This window comes from Promicromonospora sp. NPDC050880 (genome assembly GCF_044456525.1).
Lineage (GTDB): Bacteria > Actinomycetota > Actinomycetes > Actinomycetales > Cellulomonadaceae > Promicromonospora.
In genome coordinates, this window is sequence record NZ_JBITFV010000026.1 from 29,835 (window position 1) to 51,397 (window position 21,563).

Consider the following 21,563-nt stretch of genomic DNA (forward strand, 5'->3'; position numbering starts at 1 on the left):
ACGCAGCGGTGGCTCGTGGCCGCTCAGCGCAGCGCCGGGAGCACGTGCGCACCGAACGCCTCGACGAACGCGTCCTGCTCGCGTCCGACGTGGTGCAGGTAGAGACGGTCGGCGCCCGCGTCGCGAAGCGCGGCGAGCCGCGCGGTGAGCGCGCCCAGGTCTGCGTCCACCAGCACGGCGCGCCGCACCTGCTCGATGCCGACGTCCCGGCCCAGGGCGTCGAACCGGGCCGTCGTGGCCGTGTCCGCGGCCACGGCGGGCGAACCGGTGAGCGTGCGCCACTGGTCGAGCGCGATCGCCTCGGCCTCCTCGACGGTCGGCGCCCACGACAGGTGCACCTGGACGGCCACCTCGCCCGCCCCGCCGGCCTCGCGGTACGCCTCGACCATCTGCCGCAGCTCGGCGGCCGGCTTGTTCACCGTGACGAGACCGTCGGCCCACACGGCGTGCCGGCGGGCCGTGGCGACCGTCAACGCCGGGAGCACCAGCGGGGGCACCACCTCCGGCAGGGTCCACAGCCGCGCCTGGCGGGCGACGACCAGACCGGCGTGGTCCACCTCCTGGCCGCGCAGGAGCGCACGGATCACCTCGACGCACTCGGCCAGGCGGGCGTCACGCTCCGCCTTCGGCGGCCACGGGTCCCCGGTCACGTGCTCGTTGAGGTTCTCGCCGGAACCGAGGGCCACCCACAGCCGCCCCGGGTACATGGCCCCGAGGGTCGCGATCGCCTGTGCCACGATCACCGGGTGGTACCGCTGGCCCGGAGCGCACACGGTGCCGTAGGACAGCCCGGTGGCGGCGAGCGCGGCGCCGAGCCAGGACCACGAGAACCCGGACTCGCCCTGTCGCTCGCTCCACGGCGCCAGGTGGTCGGAGCACATCGCGGCGTCGAAGCCGGCGTCCTGCGCGAGGCGGGCCGCCCGCAACCCCTCCGCCGGGTGGAGCTGCTCGTGGGAGACGTGGAACCCGAGGACCGTCACGTGCCCGCTCCGTCGTCCGGGTCACCGCCGTGGCCGGAGGCGTCGTGCCCGGACGCGCCGTCGATCGTGCGGCGCAGCCACCGGTACCCGTAGCCGGTCAGGGGGATGCGCCCGTCGGGCTCCACGGCCGGGTAGTCCTGGTCGACGTGCACGTCGACGTAGCGCGCGGCACCCGTCTGCAGCGCGGAGACCTCGTCGGCCGGCAGGGTCGCGACGACGTCCTCGTCCGCGAGGTTGGCCAGCAGGAGCACGCTCGACTGCTCGACCTGGTACCGCAGTGCGAGCACCGACGGCACGCCCACGTCCCAGGGCTCGGGCCGGGTCCGGCCGAGCTCGCTGAGCCCGAGCCGGGCGCGCAGCAGGCCGCCGACCCGGTGCAGCAGGGAGCCGTCCCGCACGCTCTGCTCGTCGACGCTCACCTTCTGCGGACCGTACTCGCCGGTGATCACGGGCGCGGGGAACCGGTCCTGCGGCGCGCGGGAGAACCCCGCGGACGGCGTCGTCGACCACTGCATGGGGGTGCGCACGGCCTCCCGCTCGGGCCGGCCGAGGTCGTCGCCCATCCCGATCTCGTCGCCGTACCGGAGCACGGGTGGCCCGGGCAGCGAGAAGAGGACGGCGTGGGCCATGGCGAGGCGGCGCAGGTCGCCGCCCAGCATCGGGGCCAGGCGCCGCCGGATGCCGCGGTCGTAGACACGCATCGAGTCCTCGGGGGCGAAGGCGTCCAGCACCTCCTTCCGTTCGTCCGCCGTGAGCCGTTCCAGGTCCAGCTCGTCGTTGTTGCGCAGCCAGTGCGCGTACGTCGAGGCCGGCGGGGGTGCGGGCTGGGCCCGCAGGGCGCGTGTCAGCGGCTCCGCCACGCCGCGCGCCAGCGCGAGGAAGAGGTGGTTGTTCGTCCAGAAGTCGAGCAGCATGGTCATGCCCTGCTCGCCGTCGCGGCCGAAGTAGTCGGCGTACCGGTCCGGCTCGACGTCGACCTCGCCGAGCAGCGCGGCGCCGGCACGCTGGGCCGACACGGCGGCCTGCAGGTCGCGCACGAGCCACTGCCCGTTCGTGTCGGGGCGGGCGGCCCGGGCGCGCTCGAGCATGAGGGGCACCGCGTCGACCCGGAAGCCGGAGACGCCCATGCGCAGCCAGAAGGACACGATGCGGTGGAGCTCGTCGCGCACCCGGGGGTTGTCGAGCGCCAGGTCCGGCTCGTGGGCGTAGAAGCCGTGCCGGTAGAACTGCTGCGCCTCGTCGTCCCACGTCCAGGTGTCGGGCTCCACGTCGGGGAACATCGGCTTGATGTCGTTGTTCGGTTCGTCCGACCACAGGTAGTAGTCGCGATACGGCGAGCTCCGGTCGTGCCGCGCCTCCTGGAACCACCGGTGCTGGTCGGAGGTGTGCTGCGTGACGAGCTCGACGAGCACGTGCAGACCGAGGTCGTCGGCCGTCTCGAGCAGCCGGGCCATGTCGGCGAGGTCGCCCAGGCGGGGGTCCACGGCGAGGTGGTCGGCGACGTCGTACCCGCCGTCCCGGAACGGGGAAGGGTAGAACGGCAGCAGCCACACGCAGGTGGTGCCGAGGCCGCGCAGGTAGTGGAGTCGTTCGATGACGCCGGGCAGGTCGCCCCAGCCGTCGTCGTCCGAGTCGACGAAGAGGCGCGGGTCGAGCTGGTAGATGACGGCGTCCGAGTACCAGGAGGACCGCATCGCCATGTCATCCCTCCCGACGGGCCTGACCGCCGGTGCGCGGGTTGAGCGCGTCGGGGTCGGCGTCGGGGTCGGCGTCGGCGTCGGGGTCGGTGTCGGCCGCCGAGCCGGAGGCGTCGTCCGCGGCCGCCGCGGCCGCTCCGGTGCGGGGGTTGAGCTGGTCCGGATCGGCGTCCGGGTCCTCGGCGGGGTCGTACACGGGCTGTTCGGTCATCGTCGTCTCCTGTCCACGGGCGTGGCTGGTTCCGGACCGCCGGCTCCTCCTCCGAACCGTGCCACGGGCCGCGGTGGCTCGCACCCGCGGTGCACAGGACGTGTCCGAGGTGCGCCGGGGCCGCCGGGCACCGACGATCGAGGCATGAGCACAGGCTCGGCGACACCGCCGTCAGAACCGCCCCCGCCGGAGTCCGTCGCGGTCGCGGCCGGGGACGACCGCCGGTTCTTCGGTCATCCCCTCGGCCTGATGACCCTGTTCACCACCGAGCTGTGGGAACGGTTCAGCTACTACGGCATGCGCGCCATCCTGGTCTACTACCTGACCGACACCCTGGCCGACGGCGGGCTCGGCCTCGACCAGACGCTGGGCGAGGCCGTCGTGTCGGTCTACGGCACGGGCGTGTACCTGCTGTCCGTGGTCGGCGGGTGGCTCGCCGACCGGGTGATCGGGGCGCGGCGGTCCACCCTGTACGGCGGCATGATCATCGCCGCGGGCCACGTGTGCCTCGCCGTGCCGGCGGCCGGCTTCTCCTACCTCGGCATCGTGCTGGTCGCGCTCGGTACCGGGCTGCTCAAGCCCAACGTGTCCTCCATGGTCGGCGCCCTCTACGACCGGGGCGACACACGGCGCGAGTCCGCGTTCCAGATCTTCTACATGGGCATCAACATCGGCTCGTTCTTCTCGCCGATCATCGTGGGCGCCGTCCGCGCCGTGTGGGGCTACCACGCCGGGTTCTCGGTGGCCGCGGTGGGCATGGCCGTCGCGCTCGTCTTCTTCGTGCTGGGCCGCAAGCACCTGCACGGCGCCGGCGACCACGTGCCCAACCCCGTGCTGCCCGCCGAACGGCCGGCGGTGGCGCGGATGTTCGCGGTCGTCGCGGGCGGCGTCGTGCTCGTGTACCTGGTGGCGCGGCTGGTGTCGGGGCAGTGGGGGCTGCTCGCGCTCATCGACACCCTGAGCTACGTCGCCTTCCTCGCACCGATCGCGTTCTTCGTGGTCATGTACCGGTCCCCGCGCGTGACCGACGCCGAACGGCCCCGCCTGCTCGCGTACATCCCGCTGTTCGTCGCGGCCATGCTCTTCTTCATGATCTTCGAGCAGGCGGCGACCACCCTCGCCACGTTCGCCGCCGACCGCACCTCGCGCGAGGTGCTCGGGTTCACCGTGAGCCCCGAGTTCTTCCAGTCGGTCAACCCGGCGTCCATCATCGTCCTGGCGCCCGTGTTCGCCTGGCTCTGGGTGCGGACCAAGGACCGCCCGCCCACGCCGTACAAGTTCGCGATCGGCCTCGCGCTCGCAGCCCTGTCGTTCCTGGTGCTGGCGGGTGCGTCGGCGGCAGCGGGCGACGGCCTGACGCCGGGCTGGGTGCTTGCCGCCGTGTACGTGATCCAGACGCTCGGCGAGCTGTGCCTCTCGCCGGTGGGCCTGGCCGCGACCACGCTGCTCGCGCCGCGGGCCTACCAGGGGCAGGCGATGGCCCTGTGGTTCCTGGCGCCCGCCGCCGGGCAGGCGATCACGGCGCAGCTCGTCCAGGCCACGGCCGGGGCGTCGGACACCGCCTACTTCGGCGGGATCGGCCTGGTGGCGCTCGCGTTCGCGGGGATCCTCGCGCTGCTCGGGCCGTGGGTCACGCGGCACGTGCGGCGCGCGGACCAGATGGAGGGCGTGCGCACGGCGGGGGAGTGAGCGAGCGGACGCGTCGCCCCGGGTGGCTCGCCGTCCGGCACTAGGCTTGCCCGCATGCCAGACCCCACGACGGCTGGTCCGGTGGACCGTCGCGAGACCTCGCCCGGGCAGGTGCCGGGCCCGGCGCTCAAGGTACCCACGCTCGACGAGGTCGCCCGGCGGGCGGGGGTCTCGCGTTCCGTGGCGTCCCGTGCGATGAACAACGCGCGCAACGTGAGCCCGGCCAAGCGGGAGGCGGTCGCCCGGGCGGCGACCGAGCTCGGCTACGTGCCGAACGCGACCGCCCGGGCGCTGGCGACGAGCACGGGCGGGTCGGTGGTCCTCGCGGTCTCCCACGACGACCCGGCGCTGTTCGGCGACCCGTTCTTCTCGCAGGTGCTCGTGGGCGTGGCGGCGGCGCTGGACAGGTCGGAGCTCGACCTGACGCTCATGCTCGCGTCCTCCGAGCGCGGCCAGGCCCGGCTCGAGCGGCTGCTGCGGTCCCGGCGCTCCGACGGCGTGATGCTCATGGCGCTGCGCGGGGACGACCCGCTGAACCGGCTCGCGGCGGCCACCGAGCTGCCCGTGGTGCTCGGTGGACGGCCGCTGCACGGCGAGCCTCGCTGGTACGTCGACGTGGACAACCGGGGCGGTGCCCGGCTCGCCACGGAGCACCTGCTGGCCTCCGGGCGCCGGCGGATCGCCACGATCACCGGCCCGATGGACCTGCAGGCGTCGGTCGCCCGGTACGAGGGGTTCGCCGACGCCATGGCGGTGGCGCGCCTGGACCCGGACCGGGTCGAGCACGCCGACTTCAGCTTCGAGGGCGGCGCCCGGGCGACGACCCGGCTCCTCGCCGCGCACCCCGACCTGGACGGCGTCTTCGCCGCCTCGGACAACATGGCGGCCGGCGCCGTACGCGCCCTCAAGGCGGCCGGGCGGCGCGTCCCCGAGGACGTCGCGGTGGTCGGCTTCGACGACCTGGAGGTCGCGCGCCACACGGAGCCGGCGCTGACCACCGTCAGCCAGCCGATCCGTGGGCTCGGCCAGGAGATGGCCACGATGCTGGTGCGCCTGATCGGTGGTGAGTCGCCGACTCCGGTCATCCTGCCGACGCGCCTGGTCGTGCGGGGCTCGGCGCCGGGCTGACGGCGCCGGGCCCCGCACGACCAGGCCCGAAGGACGAGGCGCGACGGGCGGTCAGTACTGCGTGGTCAGTACTGCGTGTACCGGACCCAGTCGTAGGTGGCGGTCCGCTGCCCGGTGTAGTTGAACGGCCCGAGCCAGGAGTCGACGCCGGTCCCCGGCCAGAGGTTCATCATGATGCGCTGCGGACGGGTCGGCAGCGGGCCGCGCGAGCCGTTCTCCTGGTGGACGAGGCGGCCGTCGACGAACCAGTTGATCGTGCCGCCGTTCCACCACTCGATGGCGTAGTCGTGGTACCCGGCCGCGGCGTCGAAGCCGAGGTTGATGATCGACTCGTGCCCGCCGACCCCGTTGGTGAAGTAGTTGGTCTGCATCTGCCAGGTGTTCTTGCCGAGGATCTCGACGTCGATCTCGTCCCACGGCTGGCCGTCGCTCGGCCCGGTGTAGGTGAAGAACGACGTGACGATCCCGGACCCGGACGCCGCCTTCATCCGGACCTCGAAGCGCCCGTAGGAGTACAGCTCGTTGGTGCGGTACTCCCCGGAGGCGTACGGCTTGCCGGAGCAGCCGCCCGGGCACGGGGTGTTGTTCAGGTTCAGGCCCATGACCCCGCCGCTGTGCCAGACGTGGTCGGCCCGCCAGCCGGCGTTGAACATGCCGCCGTTGCTCCACCCGTCGGCCTTGTTCCAGCGTCCGGTGTTGTACGAGTCGAGGTTGTCGGTGAAGCTGCCGCCGACGGCGGCGGCCGGGGGAGTCACGCCCGGTACCGCCGTGAGGCCGAGCAGGAGGCCCAGGGCCAGTGCCGGAGCCAGGCCCAGGAGCCGGCGGCGTGCGGTGGAGCGGTGCTGCGTCGTCGTTGATCGCATGAGTACCTCCATCGGTACGGGTGGCGGGTTGGTGTGGCCGGCTGGTGCCGGCCGGTAGCGGCCGTCAGGGGTGGCGCAGCGGGGGCTGGGCGAGCTCGATCAGCTCGCGTGCCTGCTCGGGGAACCAGTGCCCGGCGGGAGGGTCGACCATGCCGCGCTCGGGGTCCTCCGGTCCGCCGAGGCCGCGGAAGCACTCGCCGTCGGACTCCCCGGGAATCTTGATCCACAGGAAGGCGTCGACGAGCTCGTTGCCGGTGTCGGTGGTCGGCCGCAGGCCCAGGCCGCGGTCCGGCGGGTTGCACCACGTCTCGGCGTCGGGGTAGACGCCTGCCGGCGCGGCCCAGGCGCCCCGGCCGTTGCGGCTGGTGTCGACGACGAAGTGCGTGGTGGGTTCGACGTCGCCGAGCGCGGCGTCGTACCGCGAGTCGATGCCCGCGGTGTTCAGCGCCGGGTCGGTCGCCGTCGGGCTCCAGATGCCCTGGTTGGACAGCGTCACGCCGGTCCAGTCGTTCGCCGGGCCGCCGCTCCAGTACTGGTTGCCGCAGCTCGCGTAGTCGCCCGGCGCCACCTGCGTGGCGTAGGCGATGCACCGGGAGATCCAGGTGCCGTACGCGACGCTGTTCTCGGTGAACTCGTAGTTGGACACGTTCAGGAAGAACCCGTCCGCGCGCTCGACGCCGGCCTTGACCAGGCGGTCGGCGGCCTCGCCCACGTTCAGCCACGACGTGTTCGTGCCGTCGAGGTACACGACGGCGTTCGGCTGCTCCTTGAGGCGGTCGACCGCGTAGTTGAGCATCTCGAAGCGCTCCGCGGCGGCGTCCCGGCCGGTGGTCTCGGGGTCGTACTCCGGCGGCCGGCACCGCTCGAGCTGCCCGTCCAGCGTGGTGTACCAGGGGATGACGCCGAGCCCGTCCGGCTCCAGGACGACGGCGACCTTCTCGCGGCCGATGCCGGCCGCGAAGCCGTCGATCCACGCCTTGTACTCCGCCACGTCGCGGGCGCCGCCGGCCGAGTAGAGCGCGCAGTCGCGGAACGGGATGTTGTACGCGACCAGCACGGGCACCTTGGTGCCGGTGCGCTTGACGAGCTTGCGGACGTCCCGCTCCACCTCGGCGGGGCTGCCGTCCGTGAACCAGGTGGAGCTGGGGATCTTGCTCAGCAGCAGCGCGTCCCGCCTGGCCTGTCCGCGCAGCTCGTGCGCTGCCTCCTTCGTGGAGCTGTGGGGGTCGTTGAAGATCGTGGTCCCAGGGGCGAGGACGTCGTTGCTCGCCCAGGCCGGGCCGCCGCCGAGCAGGGCGGCGCCGAGAGCGCACACGGTCAGCGCGGCGGTGAGCCGGCGCCGAGGGGTCGGTCGTGTCATGCGGGGTCTCCCGAGGTCTCTGCGAACGCGTCGTTGCGTGTTCGTCGCGATGCTGTGCTGCATGCGGGTCTGCACAGAACTGGAAGAATGTGGAAGCGCTCCCAGTCGGACCATGGTCCGGGGCGGCGGCCGACCGTGTCAAGGTCTCCCGGCGTCGTGATCGGGTGGCGGGTAGGGTCTCGGCCGTGGCCGGGAGCGGAGGTGCGGCAGCCGGGGGACCCGGCGCCGGGAGCACGGAGACCTGTCTGGTCGTGGTGCGTGGCCCCTCCGGGGCCGGCAAGTCCACGGTCGCCCGCGCGGTGCGGCGGCGCATGGGCCGGGGAACGGCGCTCGTCGAGCAGGACTACCTCCGCCGCACCCTGATGTGGGAGAAGGACACGGCCGGCGCGCCGAACATCGGGCTCATCGACACCGTGGTGCGCCACGCGCTCGGTGTCGGGTACTCGGTCGTGCTGGAGGGCATCCTCGCGGCCGACCACTACGGGACCATGCTCAGCGACCTGCTCACGGACCACAGGGGCCGCACGGTGTGCGCCTACCTGGACGTGCCATGGGACGAGACCCTGCGCCGGCACGAGACGCGGCCGCAGGTGGCCGACTTCACGCCCGAGCAGATGGCCGAGTGGTTCGACCCGGACGACCGGCTGGGCATCGACGGCGAGATCGTCGTCGACGCCGCGTCGTCGGCCGAGCGGACCGTCGAGACCCTGCTGGCGGCCGCCGGGTGGACCGGTGCCCGGGGTCGCGGCGGCGCCTGACCGGGACGGTGGGCCGGTCTCAGGAACCGGCGGCCGAGGCGGCGGCGAGCATGGTCTCGACGAGGTCCGCCGCACGTGGCCCGCTGACCTGCGGCGGTGCTGTCCCCCGGGGCATTTCACCCTGTAGGGTCGTGCGGGTCGTCCAGGCAAGTCCCACCGCGAGGAGGCGGTCGTGACCGAGATCGAACCCGTCTACGGGGCCGGGACCCTGCTGCTCGTCGCCGCCGCGGCGGTGGCCCTGCTCCTGCTCCTGATCATCCGCTTCAAGCTCCACGCGTTCGTCGCGCTCGTGCTCGTCAGCCTGCTCACCGCGGTCGCCGCCGGGATCCCGGTCGCCGACATCCCCGATGCGCTGCTGACCGGGTTCAGCGGGACGCTCGGCTCGGTGGCCCTGCTGGTCGGGTTCGGCGTGATGGTGGGGCGGCTGCTGGAGATCACCGGCGGCGCACAGGTCCTGGCCGACACGCTCATCGCCCGGTTCGGCGAGAAACGCGCCCCGCTCGCGCTCGGCGTCGCCGCGCTCATCTTCGGGCTGCCGATCTTCTTCGACGCCGGCCTCGTGGTCTTCCTGCCGATCATCTTCACCGTCGCGCGGCGGTTCGGCGGCGGCATCCTGCGCTACGGGCTGCCGACGGCCGGGGCCTTCGGCGTCATGCACGGCGTGGTCCCGCCGCATCCCGGGCCGGTCGCCGCCGCCGCCGAGCTGGACGGGAACATCGGGCTCACCCTGCTCCTGGGCATCCCCGTCGCGGTCCTCGCCTGGTTCATCGGCGGCTACTACGTGGCGCGCTACCTGAGCCTCCGGTACGTCATCGACATCCCGGACGCGGTGTTCGGCCGGATGAACGGTGGCCGCGACGACGTCGCGGACGGCAGCTCGGGCGGCCCCGGCGCAGGAAATGCCGGCGCACGAGGTGCCGGCGCGGGCGGTGCCGGCGCGGGAGGTGGCAGCACGACCGCCACCGCGACCCAGGCCCCGCCGCGGTTCGGCACCGTCCTGCTCATCCTGCTGCTGCCCCTGGTGCTGATCTCGCTCAACACCGTCGTGGACACCCTCGTCAAGGCCGGGGCCGTCGCCGAGGAGGCCGGGTGGGCGAACGCTCTCGTCCTCGTCGGGCAGACGCCGATCGCGCTGCTGATCACCGTGCTCGTCGCCCTCGCGGCGCTCGCACCCGGACGGTTCACCATGGGCCGCGCCAACGCCGTCCTCGACGACGCCCTCGGGCCGATCTGCTCGATCATCCTCATCACCGGCGCAGGCGGGATGTTCGGCGGTGTGCTGCGCGCCAGCGGCATCGGCTCGGCGCTCACCGACTCGCTGTCCGACCTCGGGCTGCCGCTCCTGCTGCAGGCGTTCGTCATCTCGACGGTCCTGCGCGTCGCACAGGGCTCCGCCACGGTCGCCCTCACGACCACGGCCGGGCTGATCTCCGCGCAGGTGGCGGCCGAGGGCCTCAGCGACCTCAGGATCACGCTCCTGGTGTTCGCCGTGGCGGCCGGCGCCACCGTCCTGTCCCACGTGAACGACTCCGGGTTCTGGCTCGTGAGCCGGTTCTTCGGCATGGACGTCCGCACGACGCTCAAGACGTGGACCGTCCTGGAGACCACCCTCGGGCTCGTCGTCTTCCTGCTCGCCGCCCTGCTGTGGCCGGTGACCGGGTGACCGAGGTGACCGGCTCGCAGGGCGGGGGCGCGCCCGCCGGCGTCGTGCGGCACGTCGTCGTCATGGGTGTCACGGCGACCGGCAAGACGACCGTGGGACGGGCGCTCGCGGGCGCGCTGGGCGGTGTGTTCGTCGAGGGCGACGCGTTCCATCCCCGGGTCAACATCGACAAGATGTCGGCGGGCATCCCGCTGGACGACGACGACCGCCGCCCCTGGCTGCACGCCCTGGCCGGTGAGATCGCCCGGCTCGATGCCGCCGGGGAGACCTCCGTGACGGCGTGCTCCGCGTTGCGCCGCCGCTACCGGGACTGGCTGCGCGAGGGGTACGCGGGCCTGTTCTTCGTGCACCTCGACGCGCCGTCCGACGTGCTGCTGGAGCGCATGAGGCGCCGCACCCACTTCATGCCGCCCTCCCTGCTGCGGTCACAGCTCGACACCCTGGAGCCGCTGGAGGCCGGCGAGCGGGGCGTCGTGGTCGACGACACCCGGCCCGTGGACGAGGTCGTGGCGGCGGCCCTGGCCGCCGTCCGGCCTGGTGAACCGGCCTGACCCACCCCCGCTCAGGATCCTCCCGCACCTCCCTCGCCACGAGTTTGTGACGAACTCGCGCCGGCACCCGTCTCAGTGGTGTCGCTTGGTCGGAGCGGCTCGCATCCACGCCGGATGCGACGTGCGGACAGTGGGAGGACGACATCATGGCGAACGTAGCGGGCGGTACCCAGCCGAAGGCCCAGACGGACACGAGCACCCGGCTCGACGGCCGGACCACCATCGAGGACGGGGTGGTCGCGAAGATCGCCGGCATCGCCGCGCGGGAGGTCAGCGGGGTCTACGCGCTCGGCGGTGGCGCGGCGCGCGTGGTCGGCACCATCCGTGACGCGCTCAACTCCACCGACCTGACCCAGGGGATCAGCGTCGAGGTGGGGGAGACGGAGGTCGCCGTCGACGTCACGATCGTGGCGGAGTACCCGGTGGCGCTGCAGAAGGTCTCTGACGAGGTGCGTGCCGCCGTCTACCAGGCGATGCGTGACCTGGTCGGCATGGAGGTCGCCGAGGTGAACGTGACCGTGAACGACGTGCACCTGGCCTCCGAGGGCGACCAGGACACCGAGACCACGGAAGGCCGGGTCCGGTGAGCACCCCCGTGATCGGCGCGGCGGCCGGCGCGGTGCTCGCGCTGACCTGGATCGTGCTCGGCTTCGGTGCGTTCGTGCTCGTCGCCCTCGCCATGCTGGTCGGCGCTGCGGCGGGCCGGGTGGCCGAGGGACGGCTCGACCTCCGGGCGCTCTCGGAGGCGTTCGGAGGCAGGCGCTCGTCGTCATGACCGGCGAGGCGCAGGACGTGCCGGTCCGGGACGTGCCCGGCAGGACGCGGATCAGCGCGCGGGCCCTGGAGCACCTTGCCGTGGGCCTCGTCCGCGACGCGGCCCACGCCGCGCAGCGGGAGGTCGTGGTGCGGCTCGCCGATGCCGGCGGGGTGCTGAAGGTCACGGTGACCGTACCGGTCACCGTCGCCCCGCACCTGACGGGATCGATCGCCGACCGCGGCGCCGCCCTGCGGCAGCACGTCATCGACGGCATGCGTGACCTGGCCGGGCGCCGGGTCGACGTCGTCGACGTGCGCTACTCGGGCGTGCGGCGGACCGGCACACGGGTGACGACAGCACGGAGGGTGTCATGAGGGACGAGCGGAGCGTGCACCGGTGGGTGCTGCGCCGGGAGACGCACTCCTCGCGCACCGGCGCGGCGGTGGCCGTCGCGTCGGTGCTCGCGGTGGTGATGGTGGCGGTGGCCGGCGTGGGCGCGTGGTGGTTCGCGGCGCCCGGGTCGCGTGACGCGATCGGGGGCTGGCTGGGCACGGCGTCGTCCGTGACGGGTGACCGGGTGGCCCTGACGACGGCCGGGGCCGTGGCGCTGGTCCTGGCGCTCGTGCTGATCGCCCTGGCGGTGCTGCCGGGCCGCCTGCCCCGGCGGGCGCGCAGCGCCGACCGCCTGGCGGTGCTGGTCGACGACGGTGTGCTCGCCGACGCGGTCGCGGACGCGGTGGCCGCCCGCTGCGGGGTCGACCCGCGGCAGGTGTCGGCCACCGTCGGACGGCGGCGCACCACCGTGCGGGTGACGCCGACCAGCGGCGTCCCCGTCGACCACGCCGCCGCGACCGAGGCCGCGGCGGACGCCGTGGCAAGGGTCGGCTTCACCACCACGGCGCGGCTGACCGTCGCGCCGCAGGGGGTGGTCTCATGAGGTCCGGCAGCAGGGTCCTGAACCGGGCGCTGCTCCTGGTGTGCGGGCTGCTCCTGGCCGCCGCCGGTACGGCCGCGGTGCTGACGGCGGCCGCGCCGGGGCGCTCCGGGTGGACGCCGCCGGAACCGGCCCGGCGCTGGCTGGCCCAGGCCGGGGAGTCCGCGGAGGGGCTGCCCTCGGTCGGCGGTGCTCCCGGCGCGACCCTGGTCGCGCTCGGTGCCGCGGTGCTCCTGGCCGTGCTGCTGGTGGTCTTCGTCGCCACGCGTGGCCGTGGCGGCACCACCACGGTGCTCCGGCTCGCGGGCGACGACGGCAGCACCCGCGTCGACCGGGACGTCGCCGCGGCGATGCTCTCCGAGGTGCTGGCGGAGCGGCCCGACGTGCTCGGCGCCCGCACGCGGGTGCACCGGGTGCGGGGCGTCGAGACGATCGGCCTGGCGGTCACCGTCCGCCGTGGCGCCGACCTGTCGCGGGTCCTGACCGCGGCGCGCGAGGCCGTCGACACCTGGGACGAGCTGGCCGGGATCCGGATCCCGGTCCTGGTGCACCTGTCCGACCGGAGCTGGCTGGACGGTCTGCGTCCGGCCGGCCGGGTGCGGTGAGCCCCCGGGGCGCACGGCATCCGTCCGCCGTCTCCGGGAGCGGGAGGTCGCGTCCGGGGAGAGGCTGGGCGCGGAAGCGCCCGTGAGATGTCCACGAGCTCGGTTCCCCGCCGGGGGACCAGGAGGAGAGGAAGAGACATGAGCGCAGGAGACAAGATCAGGAACGCCGCCGACGAGGCCGTCGGCAGGGCGAAGGAGTCGTTCGGCAAGGCCACGGGTGACGACGAGCTCGCCGCCGAGGGCACGGCCGACCGGGCCAAGGCGCAGCTCAAGGACGCGGCGGAGCACGTCAAGGACGCCGCGGAGAACGTCAAGGACGCCTTCCGGAAGTGAGTGCCGCGCACGGGGCGGGGTCGCGAGCGACCCCGCCCCGAGCCGCGGGACCGCACCACGCAGGACGTACTCACAAGGGGGCTGGGATGGGGGCGGAACACGGTCCGGCTCTGCTCGACCAGGCGGACGACCGCATCGTCGCGGGTCGCGCGGCCGACGGCGACGTCACCGCGTTCGCGGTGCTCGTGCGCCGGTACACACCGATGATGCGGGCCTACACCCGCCGGATCCTGAACTCCGGTGCGGACGTCGACGACATCGTGCAGGAGGCCTTCGTGACCGCCTGGCAGCGGCTGCCCGAGCTCGACGAGCCGGCGCGCGTCAAGAGCTGGCTCATGCGGATCGTCAGCCGCAAGGCCGTCGACCGCATCCGCGCGAGCCGGCCGCACGTCGACGTCGACCTCGTCGAGCCCGCCGCGCCCGCGCACGCATCACCGCCCCGCGTCGCCGAGGCGCGGGCCGGCGTCGACGCACTGGCCGAGGCCGTCGGGCGCCTCGCCGACGCCGAGCGGCAGTGCTGGGTGCTCCGGGAGGTGGGTGGATACTCCTACGACGAGATCGCGCAGGAGATGGACGTGCCCGTGAGCACCGTCAGAGGGCTGCTGGCCCGTGCACGCAAGCACATCATCGTGCGGATGGAGGAATGGCGATGACATCCGGTGACGACCGACCAGACCTTCGTCCGCTCGACCTCGAGCCGGAGCACCTCGACGGCCACACCCTCGAGGAGCTGACCGACTACCTGGAGGCGGGCCGCACCCCGCCCGACCCCTCGATCGAGGGGTCCCCGGCCTGCCGGCTGGCGCTCGACGCCCTCGAACGGCTCCACGGGCTCACGCCCGCGCTGATCGCCGCCGACACCGCCGCCGAGCCGGAGGCCGACGACGGGTGGGTGCGCCGCGTCCTCGGCGGAATCGCCCTGGACGCGCACGCCGGACGCCGCATCCCGCTGCCGGGCCCCGACCCGGCCGTCGATCCCGCCGCGGACCTGGGCATCACCGAGGGCGCGGTCCGGGGCCTCGTGCGGGCCGTCGAGAACCAGGTACCCGGCGTCGTGGTCGGGCGGTGCCGCTTCGACGGGGACGTCACCGTGCCCGGTGCCCCCGTGCGGGTCCTGGTCGAGGTCAGCGTGCCGTACGGCCGGCCGATCGTCCCGCTGGTCGAGCAGCTGCGCACCGAGATCGGCGCCCGCCTCGCGCTGCACACCGACCTGAACGTCACTACCGTCGACATCACCGTCCGCGACGTGGGGCCGCTCCACCCGGGAACCGAGGAGACGCACCGATGAACGTGGCACACGACGTACGGGTCGCGGCCGAGATCGAGGCCGCGCTGCGGGCGACCCCGGGGGTCGCCGACCTCTACGGCCCCGGGTCGCTGGTCTCGAACGTGCTCGACGCCGGCGCCCGCCGTCTCGGGCTCCGGGACGACGACGCCCCGCTCGTCCTGGTCCGGGAGGCCGGGACGGGCATCCGCGTGGACATCGCCCTGGGCGTGCACGGCACCGAGGGCGCGCGGGCGACGGCGCTCGCGGCGCACGAGACGGTCCGCGGGCTGCTCACGGACCACGACGTGCCCGATGCCGAGATCGTGCTCACGGTGGTCCACGTCGAGGGCGCCTAGCCGCCCCTGCGGTCCCGGTCCGCCTTGCCGGTCCAGTGCCCCACCCAGATCGTCCCGGCCAGCGCGAGCACGCCGATCACCACGGGTGCGGCGGCCAGGGGCGCGACGGCGGCCACCGCGGAGACGAGCAGCGGGCCGCCGGTGTTGCCGATGTCGCCGCAGAGCCGCCAGCCGCCGAGGAACTGCGCGCGGCCCTCTACCGGGGCCACGTCGGCGCCGAGCGTCATCACGATGCCGGAGCCCAGGCCGTTGCCGAGCGCGATCACCGCCATGACGAGGCCGACGCCGATCGCCGAGTCGGTCAGGGGCAGCAGCAGGCAGCCGATGCCCACCGCGAGCACCACGGGGACGGCCACCACCTTGCGGCCGCGGGTGTCCAGCAGCCAGCCGCCCGGGAGGGTGAGCAGGATGTCGATCGTGGCGGCGACCGCGAAGAGCAGCGAGACGACGGCTGCCGAGATGTGCACGTGGTCGGCCCACAGCGGCAGCAGGCCGGTGCGCACCGAGCGGGAGGCGCCGATGATGATGACCGCGACGCCGAGGGTCAGCAGGGTGCGCCGGTGCTCCCAGAGCACGGTGCGCACGGGCAGGGGCGTGACACCGCGCGCCACCCGGCCGAAGTCCGGCATGCGCGTCACGATCAGCGCCGAGACCAGTGACGCGCAGGCCGCGAGCACGAACACCGACCGGACCCCGAGGAAGTGGATCAGCAGCGCCCCGAGCAGCGGGCCGATGAGGATGCCCAGGCGCATCGAGCCGCCCAGCAGCGCCATGCCCCGCGCCCGGTGGCTGATCGGCACGGCGTCGATGAGGAAGCCCTGGCGGGCGAGCAGGAACGCCGTCCAGCTCATGCCGCTCACGAACACGGCCACGCACAGCAGCCAGACGGACGGCACGAGGAAGGCGGCCAGCATGGCGGCGGCGTCGACGAGCCCGGCGATGACCAGGGTGCGACGCTCGCCGAGCCGGGCCACCAGCGCGCCCGACGGCAGGGAGTTGGCGAGCTGCCCGATGCCCAGCAGGGCGACCACGAAGGCGGCCAGTGCCGTGCCGGCCCCGAGGTCGCCCGCGTGGATCGCGAGGATCGGCATGACGGCGCCGTGCCCGAGCGAGCTGACCACGGACGGCAGGTAGGCCACGGCGGCGATGTCCCGGAAACGGAACTCAGGTTCGCCTGCTGGGTCTCCTGGGTCGTCCGCCACGCTGCCATCCTGCCAGATAGTTAGCCACGGCAACGATCTGTGTCCACGGAATGGTCAGGCCCGCCCGCCCGCGCTACGCCAGCACGGCGCCCGTCGACGCGGACTGCACGAGCTTGGAGTACTTGGCCAGCACCCCGCGCGTGTACGTGTGCGGCAGCGGCGCCCAGCCCGCGCGGCGCAGCTCCAGCTCGGCCGGGTCCACCAGCACGTCGAGGGTCTTGGCCGCGACGTCGAGGCGGATGCGGTCGCCGTCACGCACGAAGGCGATGGGGCCGCCGTCCACGGCCTCGGGGGCGATGTGGCCCACGCACAGGCCGGTCGTGCCGCCCGAGAACCGGCCGTCCGTGATGAGCAGCACGTCCTTGCCCAGGCCTGCACCCTTGATGGCGCCCGTGATGGCGAGCATCTCGCGCATGCCCGGCCCGCCCTTGGGGCCCTCGTAGCGGATGACCACGACGTCGCCGGCCTGGATGGTGCCGTCCTCCAGCGCGTCCAGCGCCGCCCGCTCCCGCTCGAACACGCGCGCCGTGCCCTCGAAGACGTCGGAGTCGAAGCCCGCCGACTTCACGACGGCGCCCTGCGGGGCGAGCGAGCCGTTCAGGATCGTGATGCCACCGGTCCGGTGGATCGGGTTGTCCAGCGCCCGCAGGATCTTGCCGTCCGGGTCGGGCGGGGCGATGTCGGCGAGGTTCTCGGCCATGGTGCGGCCCGTGACGGTCATGACGTCGCCGTGCAGCAGCCCGGCGTCCAGCAGCGCCTTCATGACCACGGGCACGCCGCCGATCCGGTCCACGTCGTTCATCACGTACTGCCCGAAGGGCTTGAGGTCGCCCAGGTGCGGCACGCGGTCCGCGATCCGGGAGAAGTCGTCGAGGGTGAGGTCCACCTCGGCCTCGTAGGCGATGGCGAGCAGGTGCAGCACGGCGTTGGTGGACCCGCCGAACGCCATCACCACGGCGATCGCGTTCTCGAACGCCTCCTTGGTCAGGATGTCGCGCGCGGTGATGCCCTGGCGCAGCAGGTTCACCACGGCCTCGCCGGACCGGTGCGCCCAGGCATCGCGGCGGCGGTCGGCCGACGGCGGCGCGGCCGAGCCGGGCAGCGACATGCCCAGCGCCTCGGCCGCCGACGCCATGGTGTTCGCGGTGTACATGCCGCCACACGCGCCCTCGCCCGGGCAGATCGCCCGCTCGATGCGGTCGACGTCCTCCTGGCTCATCAGCCCGCGCGCGCAGGCCCCGACCGCCTCGAACGCGTCGATGATGGTGACCTGCTTCTCGCTGCCGTCGGTGAGCTTGACCCAGCCCGGCATGATCGAGCCCGCGTAGAGGAACACGCTGGACAGGTCCAGGCGGGCGGCCGCCATCAGCATGCCGGGCAGCGACTTGTCGCACCCCGCCAGCAGCACCGAGCCGTCCAGGCGCTCGGCCTGCATCACCGTCTCCACGGAGTCGGCGATGATGTCGCGGGACACCAGCGAGAAGTGCATGCCCTCGTGGCCCATCGAGATGCCGTCGGAGACCGAGATGGTGCCGAACTCGAGCGGGTAGCCACCGGCGGCGTGCACGCCCGCCTTGGTCGCCTGCGCCAGGCGGTCGAGCGACAGGTTGCACGGCGTGATCTCGTTCCACGAGCTCGCGACGCCGACCTGGGGCTTGGCGAAGTCCTCGTCGCCCATGCCGACGGCGCGGAGCATCCCGCGGGACGCGGTGGCCTCCAGACCGTCGGTGACCTGGCGGGAGCGGGGCTTGATGTCGACCGGGGGGTTGTCGCTCATCCCTGCATTCTGCCCGGCGCGCCCGGCGTCCGCCGTCCCGGCGCGCCCGGCGTCCACCGTCCCGGCCCGCCGCCTCGCGGCGGGTACGGTGTCGTGCCGGCAGCACCCGAGCACACGAGCACGCACCGAGCAGCACGGAGGCAGGCACGACGATGGCGACGAACCCTGTGTACCTCACCAACTTCCCCGACCCCGCGGTCCTGGAGGTCGACGGGACCTACTGGGCGTACGCGACCAGGAACACGAACGGCACGATGCCCGTGCTGCGGTCGGCGGACCTCGTCCGCTGGGCAGAGGTGGGCGACGGCATGCCGGACCTCGCGCCGTGGGTCGAGCCGGGGCTGAACTGGGCTCCGGAGGTGGCGGTCGCGGGGGAGCGGTACGTCGCCTACTACACGGCCCACGACCGGGTGACGGACGTGCAGGCAGTCGGCGTGGCCGTGGCCGACGCCCCGCAGGGCCCGTTCCGGGACCACGCCGAGCGGCCCCTGCTGTGCCAGGACCACGAGGGCGGCTCCATCGACGCCTCGCCGTTCACCGACGCCGACGGCGTGCGCTGGCTGCTGTGGAAGAACGACGGCAACCACGTGGGCGTCGACACCTGGATCTACGTGCAGCGCTTGTCCGACGACGGGCTGCGGCTGGAGGGCGAGCCGCTGCGCATCCTCAAGCAGGACCAGGAGTGGGAGGGCGACCTGGTCGAGGGGCCGTACGTGTGGCCGCACGGCGGCCGCTACTACCTGTTCTACTCGGGCAACGGGTTCGCGTCCGACCGGTACGGCGTGGGCTACGCCGTGGCGGACGCCGTCACCGGACCCTGGGTCAAGCCGCTGGACGGCCCGATCATGGCGACCAACGAGCTGGCCGCGGGGCCCGGCCACGGCATGGTGGTCGAGCGGGACGGCCGCACCTGGTACGTGCACCACGCGTGGCCGCCCGGCGCGGTCGGCGCGCCGGAACCGGGACGGCAGACGTGGCTCACCGAGCTCACGTTCGAGCCGTCGCCGGACGACGGGGCCGACCGGCCGGTGCTGCACGGGCCCCGCGCCGAGGTGGCCCTGGACTGACGGGCGCTCGGACTGACGGGCGCTCGGACTGACGGGCGCTCGGACTGACGGGCGCTCGGACCGACCGGGCACCCGCCTCAGAGGTCACGCCATCTCGGGCACGTGCAGGTGGGCGAACGCGACCTCCAGCTCCTCGACCCCGTCGACCATGGCGCCGAGCTCGCCGACCACGCGCTCGCGGATGCCCGCCGCGATCTCGCGCCCGGCCTCGACGGCGGCGCGGCTGTCGAACGCCACCGTGCTGACGACCCGGCCGGTGTTCCGGTCGACCATCAGGCTGGCGCTGCAGAACCCGTCCAGGTCCTGGATCTGCGGCAGCACGGTCATGCGGTAGAGGTCGATCGCGTCGTCGACCCGGTCGCGCGCCCCGCTCAGCCAGGTGAGGCGGGCACAGGCGCCGTCGGGCGTGGGGTGGTCGCGGTGCACGACGGCCACCTCCCACTCGTGCACGTACCTGCCGGAGGTGCTGCCCAGGGCACGCTCCATGCGGTCGCGCAGCGGGCGTACGGCTGCCGCGCTCGCCGTCATCGCGTCCTCGGACGACCACGCCGTCGTCGTGACGCAACGACCGGACTCGCGGTCGATCAGCATCGACATGCCCACGCAGCCGTCCATCGCGGAGACGGCCGGGAAGATGTCCTCCCGGACGAGCCGCAGGCCGTCGTCGATGTCGGCCGGGTCGCCCCGGACCTCGGTGGTGCGGATGTACATGACGAACTCCTCGTGCTCGGAGCAGCGCCCCGGACGGCGCCGCCGTCCCTGTCCACGTTCCGCCGCCGACGGCCGGAGGTCAAGGGTGCGGCGGTCCCGTCCTTCCGTCCCGGCACCCCCGGCTCGCGACCGGCTGCGGGCGGCCGCGGGCCGGTGGCAGAGGAGCGACAGGGCAGCGGCAGGGGAGCGACAAGGCGGCGGCAGGGGAGCGACAGGGCAGCGGCAGGGCGTTGACCACGCCGCGCCGTCTCCAGTAGTGTCCCGCTCATCGACACACGCGTCCCGATGAACGGGACAGTCAACACGATGGGGTGGAGACGTGGAGATGAGTACGCTCACGCGCCGCGCCGTGCTACGGGCGGCCGGCGTGGCCGGTCTCGCGGGCGTCGCGGCGCTCGCCGGCTGCGCGCCGACGGTCGGTTCGGCACGGCTGCCGCGCGTACCCGTGGTCTATGACGGCCCGCCGGTCACGCTGACGTTCTGGAACGGGCTCACCGGAGGGGACGGCCCGGTGATGCGGACGTTGATCGCCGAGTTCACGCGGGCCCACCCGCGCATCCGGATCGAGATGTACGCCCTGCCGTGGGCGGACTTCTACCAGAAGTTCCCGGCCGCCGTCACGAGCGGGCTGGCCCCGGACTTCGCGCTCATGCACAACTTCCAGGTGGCGACGAACGCCGCGCGGAAGGTGATCATGCCCCTCGACGAGATCCTCGGCACCGTCGGTCTCGCGGAGGCCGACTACCTCCCGGTCGTCTGGGACTCGGGCGTCTACCGCGACCGGCGCTGGTCGCTGCCGCTGGACATGTGGCCGGACTCGCTGTTCTACAACCGCCGGGTGCTGGAGCGGGCCGGGCTGGACCCGGACGCGCCGCCGGCCGACCGTGCCGCGTACGAGCACGCTCTCGACGCGCTGGCGTCGGCCGGGGTCAAGGGCCACTGGCTGCCCGCCGTCGACCCGCAGGGGGTGGGCCGCGGCTTCGACTCCCTGCTGTGGCAGTTCGGCGGCGAGCACTACGACGCCGCCGGACGCACCGCGACGTTCGCCGGTGCGGCCGGCGTGGCGGCCCTGACGTGGCAGCAGTCGCTCGTCCGGGCCGGCTGGAGCCCGCGGGACGTGAGCGGTTCGGACGCCTCGATGGCCTTCAAGAACGACCAGAACGCGTTCCTCTGGGGTGGCCCCGGCGCCCTGATCAACGACCTCGGATCGGTGGACGGGCTCGACTGGGACGTGGCCCCGCTGCCGCAGATCGGCACCGGTCGGGCGGCGTTCTCCGGCTCGCACCAGTTCGTGGTGGCCCGCCAGCCGCGGTTCGACGCCGGCCGGCTCGCCGCCGTCGTCACGTTCCTCGGCTGGATCCTCGCGAACTCGATCGGGTGGGCCACCGCGGGGCCGGTCCCGGCCCGCCTCCCGATCCTGGACTCGCCCGAGCTGGCTGAGCTGACAGCGCAGTCACACGTGGCCGAAGGGGTCGAGCGCATCCGGTTCTACCCGCTGGTACCGGGGATCGCGGAGGTGCAGACCACCGTCCTGTACCCGGCGATCGGCGACGCGCTGCTCTCGCTCGACGACCCTCGTGCGGCCCTGGAGACCGCCACGACCCAGGCGTCCTTCCTGCTGCAGGAGAACGCCGAGAAGTACGGGAGGGGCTGA

The 21,563-nt window shown here is 73.6% G+C and carries 24 protein-coding genes; 16 read left to right on the forward strand and 8 right to left on the reverse strand.

Annotation, left to right across the window (positions count from 1 at the left end):
* Positions 1 to 23: 23 nt before the first annotated feature.
* The 3 genes from ACIBBF_RS24545 to ACIBBF_RS24555 are packed head-to-tail and all read right to left on the reverse strand — an operon-like array spanning position 24 to position 2,888.
* Complete coding sequence (locus ACIBBF_RS24545; RefSeq protein WP_397418698.1) at positions 24 to 980, reverse strand: TIGR03885 family FMN-dependent LLM class oxidoreductase; 957 nt, start codon at positions 978 to 980, stop codon at positions 24 to 26.
* Positions 977 to 2,680 (reverse strand): alpha-amylase family protein, encoded by a 1,704-nt coding sequence (locus ACIBBF_RS24550; protein WP_397418700.1) that lies wholly within the window; start codon positions 2,678 to 2,680, stop codon positions 977 to 979. Before ACIBBF_RS24550 ends, ACIBBF_RS24545 begins: the two co-directional genes overlap by 4 nt.
* Before the next feature lies 1 nt (position 2,681).
* Entirely contained in the window at positions 2,682 to 2,888 is a 207-nt protein-coding gene (locus ACIBBF_RS24555) for a hypothetical protein (RefSeq protein ID WP_397418702.1), read from the reverse strand.
* Between the two features lie 144 nt (positions 2,889 to 3,032).
* Between ACIBBF_RS24555 and ACIBBF_RS24560 the strand changes: the two genes are divergently transcribed.
* Complete coding sequence (locus ACIBBF_RS24560; RefSeq protein WP_397418704.1) at positions 3,033 to 4,577, forward strand: peptide MFS transporter; 1,545 nt, start codon at positions 3,033 to 3,035, stop codon at positions 4,575 to 4,577.
* A gap of 54 nt (positions 4,578 to 4,631) precedes the next feature.
* Positions 4,632 to 5,705 (forward strand): LacI family DNA-binding transcriptional regulator, encoded by a 1,074-nt coding sequence (locus tag ACIBBF_RS24565; RefSeq protein ID WP_397418706.1) that lies wholly within the window; start codon positions 4,632 to 4,634, stop codon positions 5,703 to 5,705.
* A gap of 65 nt (positions 5,706 to 5,770) precedes the next feature.
* On the opposite strand, the gene ACIBBF_RS24570 is transcribed toward ACIBBF_RS24565, so the two are convergent.
* Together ACIBBF_RS24570 and ACIBBF_RS24575 are read right to left on the reverse strand one after the other, a co-directional pair.
* A complete protein-coding gene (locus ACIBBF_RS24570; protein ID WP_397418708.1) occupies positions 5,771 to 6,568 on the reverse strand; it encodes a glycoside hydrolase family 16 protein in 798 nt (265 codons plus the stop codon).
* 64 nt (positions 6,569 to 6,632) lie between these two features.
* Positions 6,633 to 7,928, reverse strand: a complete 1,296-nt coding sequence (locus ACIBBF_RS24575; protein ID WP_397418710.1) for a glycoside hydrolase family 6 protein — start codon at positions 7,926 to 7,928, stop codon at positions 6,633 to 6,635.
* 185 nt (positions 7,929 to 8,113) lie between these two features.
* On the opposite strand from ACIBBF_RS24575, the gene ACIBBF_RS24580 reads away from it, so the two are divergent.
* The 12 genes from ACIBBF_RS24580 (at position 8,114) to ACIBBF_RS24635 (ending at position 15,152) form a co-directional block, all read left to right on the forward strand.
* Positions 8,114 to 8,686, forward strand: coding sequence for an AAA family ATPase (locus ACIBBF_RS24580; protein WP_397418712.1), 573 nt, complete (start codon positions 8,114 to 8,116; stop codon positions 8,684 to 8,686).
* Positions 8,687 to 8,858: 172 nt separating this feature from the next.
* Positions 8,859 to 10,349, forward strand: a complete 1,491-nt coding sequence (locus tag ACIBBF_RS24585) for a GntP family permease (RefSeq protein WP_397418714.1) — start codon at positions 8,859 to 8,861, stop codon at positions 10,347 to 10,349.
* A complete protein-coding gene (locus ACIBBF_RS24590) occupies positions 10,346 to 10,900 on the forward strand; it encodes a gluconokinase (protein ID WP_397418716.1) in 555 nt (184 codons plus the stop codon). The genes ACIBBF_RS24585 and ACIBBF_RS24590 overlap by 4 nt, the downstream gene beginning before the upstream one ends.
* 146 nt (positions 10,901 to 11,046) lie before the next feature.
* Positions 11,047 to 11,487, forward strand: a complete 441-nt coding sequence (locus ACIBBF_RS24595) for an Asp23/Gls24 family envelope stress response protein (RefSeq protein WP_397418718.1) — start codon at positions 11,047 to 11,049, stop codon at positions 11,485 to 11,487.
* Positions 11,484 to 11,675, forward strand: a complete 192-nt coding sequence (locus ACIBBF_RS24600) for a DUF2273 domain-containing protein (protein ID WP_397418720.1) — start codon at positions 11,484 to 11,486, stop codon at positions 11,673 to 11,675. The genes ACIBBF_RS24595 and ACIBBF_RS24600 overlap by 4 nt, the downstream gene beginning before the upstream one ends.
* Positions 11,672 to 12,031, forward strand: coding sequence for a hypothetical protein (locus tag ACIBBF_RS24605; protein ID WP_397418722.1), 360 nt, complete (start codon positions 11,672 to 11,674; stop codon positions 12,029 to 12,031). The genes ACIBBF_RS24600 and ACIBBF_RS24605 overlap by 4 nt, the downstream gene beginning before the upstream one ends.
* On the forward strand, positions 12,028 to 12,594 hold the full coding sequence (locus ACIBBF_RS24610; RefSeq protein WP_397418723.1) for a hypothetical protein: 567 nt from the start codon (positions 12,028 to 12,030) through the stop codon (positions 12,592 to 12,594). Before ACIBBF_RS24605 ends, ACIBBF_RS24610 begins: the two co-directional genes overlap by 4 nt.
* The gene (locus ACIBBF_RS24615) at positions 12,591 to 13,196 is read left to right on the forward strand and encodes a hypothetical protein (protein WP_397418725.1); all 606 of its coding nucleotides are present in this window, start codon (positions 12,591 to 12,593) and stop codon (positions 13,194 to 13,196) included. The genes ACIBBF_RS24610 and ACIBBF_RS24615 overlap by 4 nt, the downstream gene beginning before the upstream one ends.
* Before the next feature lie 138 nt (positions 13,197 to 13,334).
* On the forward strand, positions 13,335 to 13,529 hold the full coding sequence (locus tag ACIBBF_RS24620) for a CsbD family protein (RefSeq protein ID WP_397418727.1): 195 nt from the start codon (positions 13,335 to 13,337) through the stop codon (positions 13,527 to 13,529).
* 86 nt (positions 13,530 to 13,615) lie between these two features.
* On the forward strand, positions 13,616 to 14,182 hold the full coding sequence (locus ACIBBF_RS24625) for an RNA polymerase sigma factor (RefSeq protein WP_397418729.1): 567 nt from the start codon (positions 13,616 to 13,618) through the stop codon (positions 14,180 to 14,182).
* Positions 14,179 to 14,817 (forward strand): hypothetical protein, encoded by a 639-nt coding sequence (locus ACIBBF_RS24630; RefSeq protein ID WP_397418731.1) that lies wholly within the window; start codon positions 14,179 to 14,181, stop codon positions 14,815 to 14,817. Before ACIBBF_RS24625 ends, ACIBBF_RS24630 begins: the two co-directional genes overlap by 4 nt.
* A complete protein-coding gene (locus ACIBBF_RS24635; protein ID WP_397418733.1) occupies positions 14,814 to 15,152 on the forward strand; it encodes a hypothetical protein in 339 nt (112 codons plus the stop codon). Before ACIBBF_RS24630 ends, ACIBBF_RS24635 begins: the two co-directional genes overlap by 4 nt.
* Here the strand turns inward: ACIBBF_RS24635 and ACIBBF_RS24640 are convergent.
* Entirely contained in the window at positions 15,149 to 16,354 is a 1,206-nt protein-coding gene (locus ACIBBF_RS24640; RefSeq protein ID WP_397418735.1) for an MFS transporter, read from the reverse strand. The two genes, ACIBBF_RS24635 and ACIBBF_RS24640, sit on opposite strands and share 4 nt — an antisense overlap.
* Before the next feature lie 73 nt (positions 16,355 to 16,427).
* Positions 16,428 to 18,131, reverse strand: a complete 1,704-nt coding sequence (gene ilvD, locus ACIBBF_RS24645; protein WP_397418737.1) for a dihydroxy-acid dehydratase — start codon at positions 18,129 to 18,131, stop codon at positions 16,428 to 16,430.
* A gap of 152 nt (positions 18,132 to 18,283) precedes the next feature.
* Here ilvD and ACIBBF_RS24650 point away from each other — a divergent pair, with 152 nt between their 5' ends.
* A complete protein-coding gene (locus tag ACIBBF_RS24650) occupies positions 18,284 to 19,198 on the forward strand; it encodes a glycoside hydrolase family 43 protein (RefSeq protein WP_397418739.1) in 915 nt (304 codons plus the stop codon).
* A gap of 84 nt (positions 19,199 to 19,282) precedes the next feature.
* Here ACIBBF_RS24650 and ACIBBF_RS24655 read toward each other — a convergent pair whose 3' ends face one another.
* Positions 19,283 to 19,909, reverse strand: coding sequence for a hypothetical protein (locus ACIBBF_RS24655; protein ID WP_397418741.1), 627 nt, complete (start codon positions 19,907 to 19,909; stop codon positions 19,283 to 19,285).
* Between the two features lie 325 nt (positions 19,910 to 20,234).
* Between ACIBBF_RS24655 and ACIBBF_RS24660 the strand changes: the two genes are divergently transcribed.
* Positions 20,235 to 21,563, forward strand: a complete 1,329-nt coding sequence (locus ACIBBF_RS24660; protein WP_397418743.1) for an ABC transporter substrate-binding protein — start codon at positions 20,235 to 20,237, stop codon at positions 21,561 to 21,563.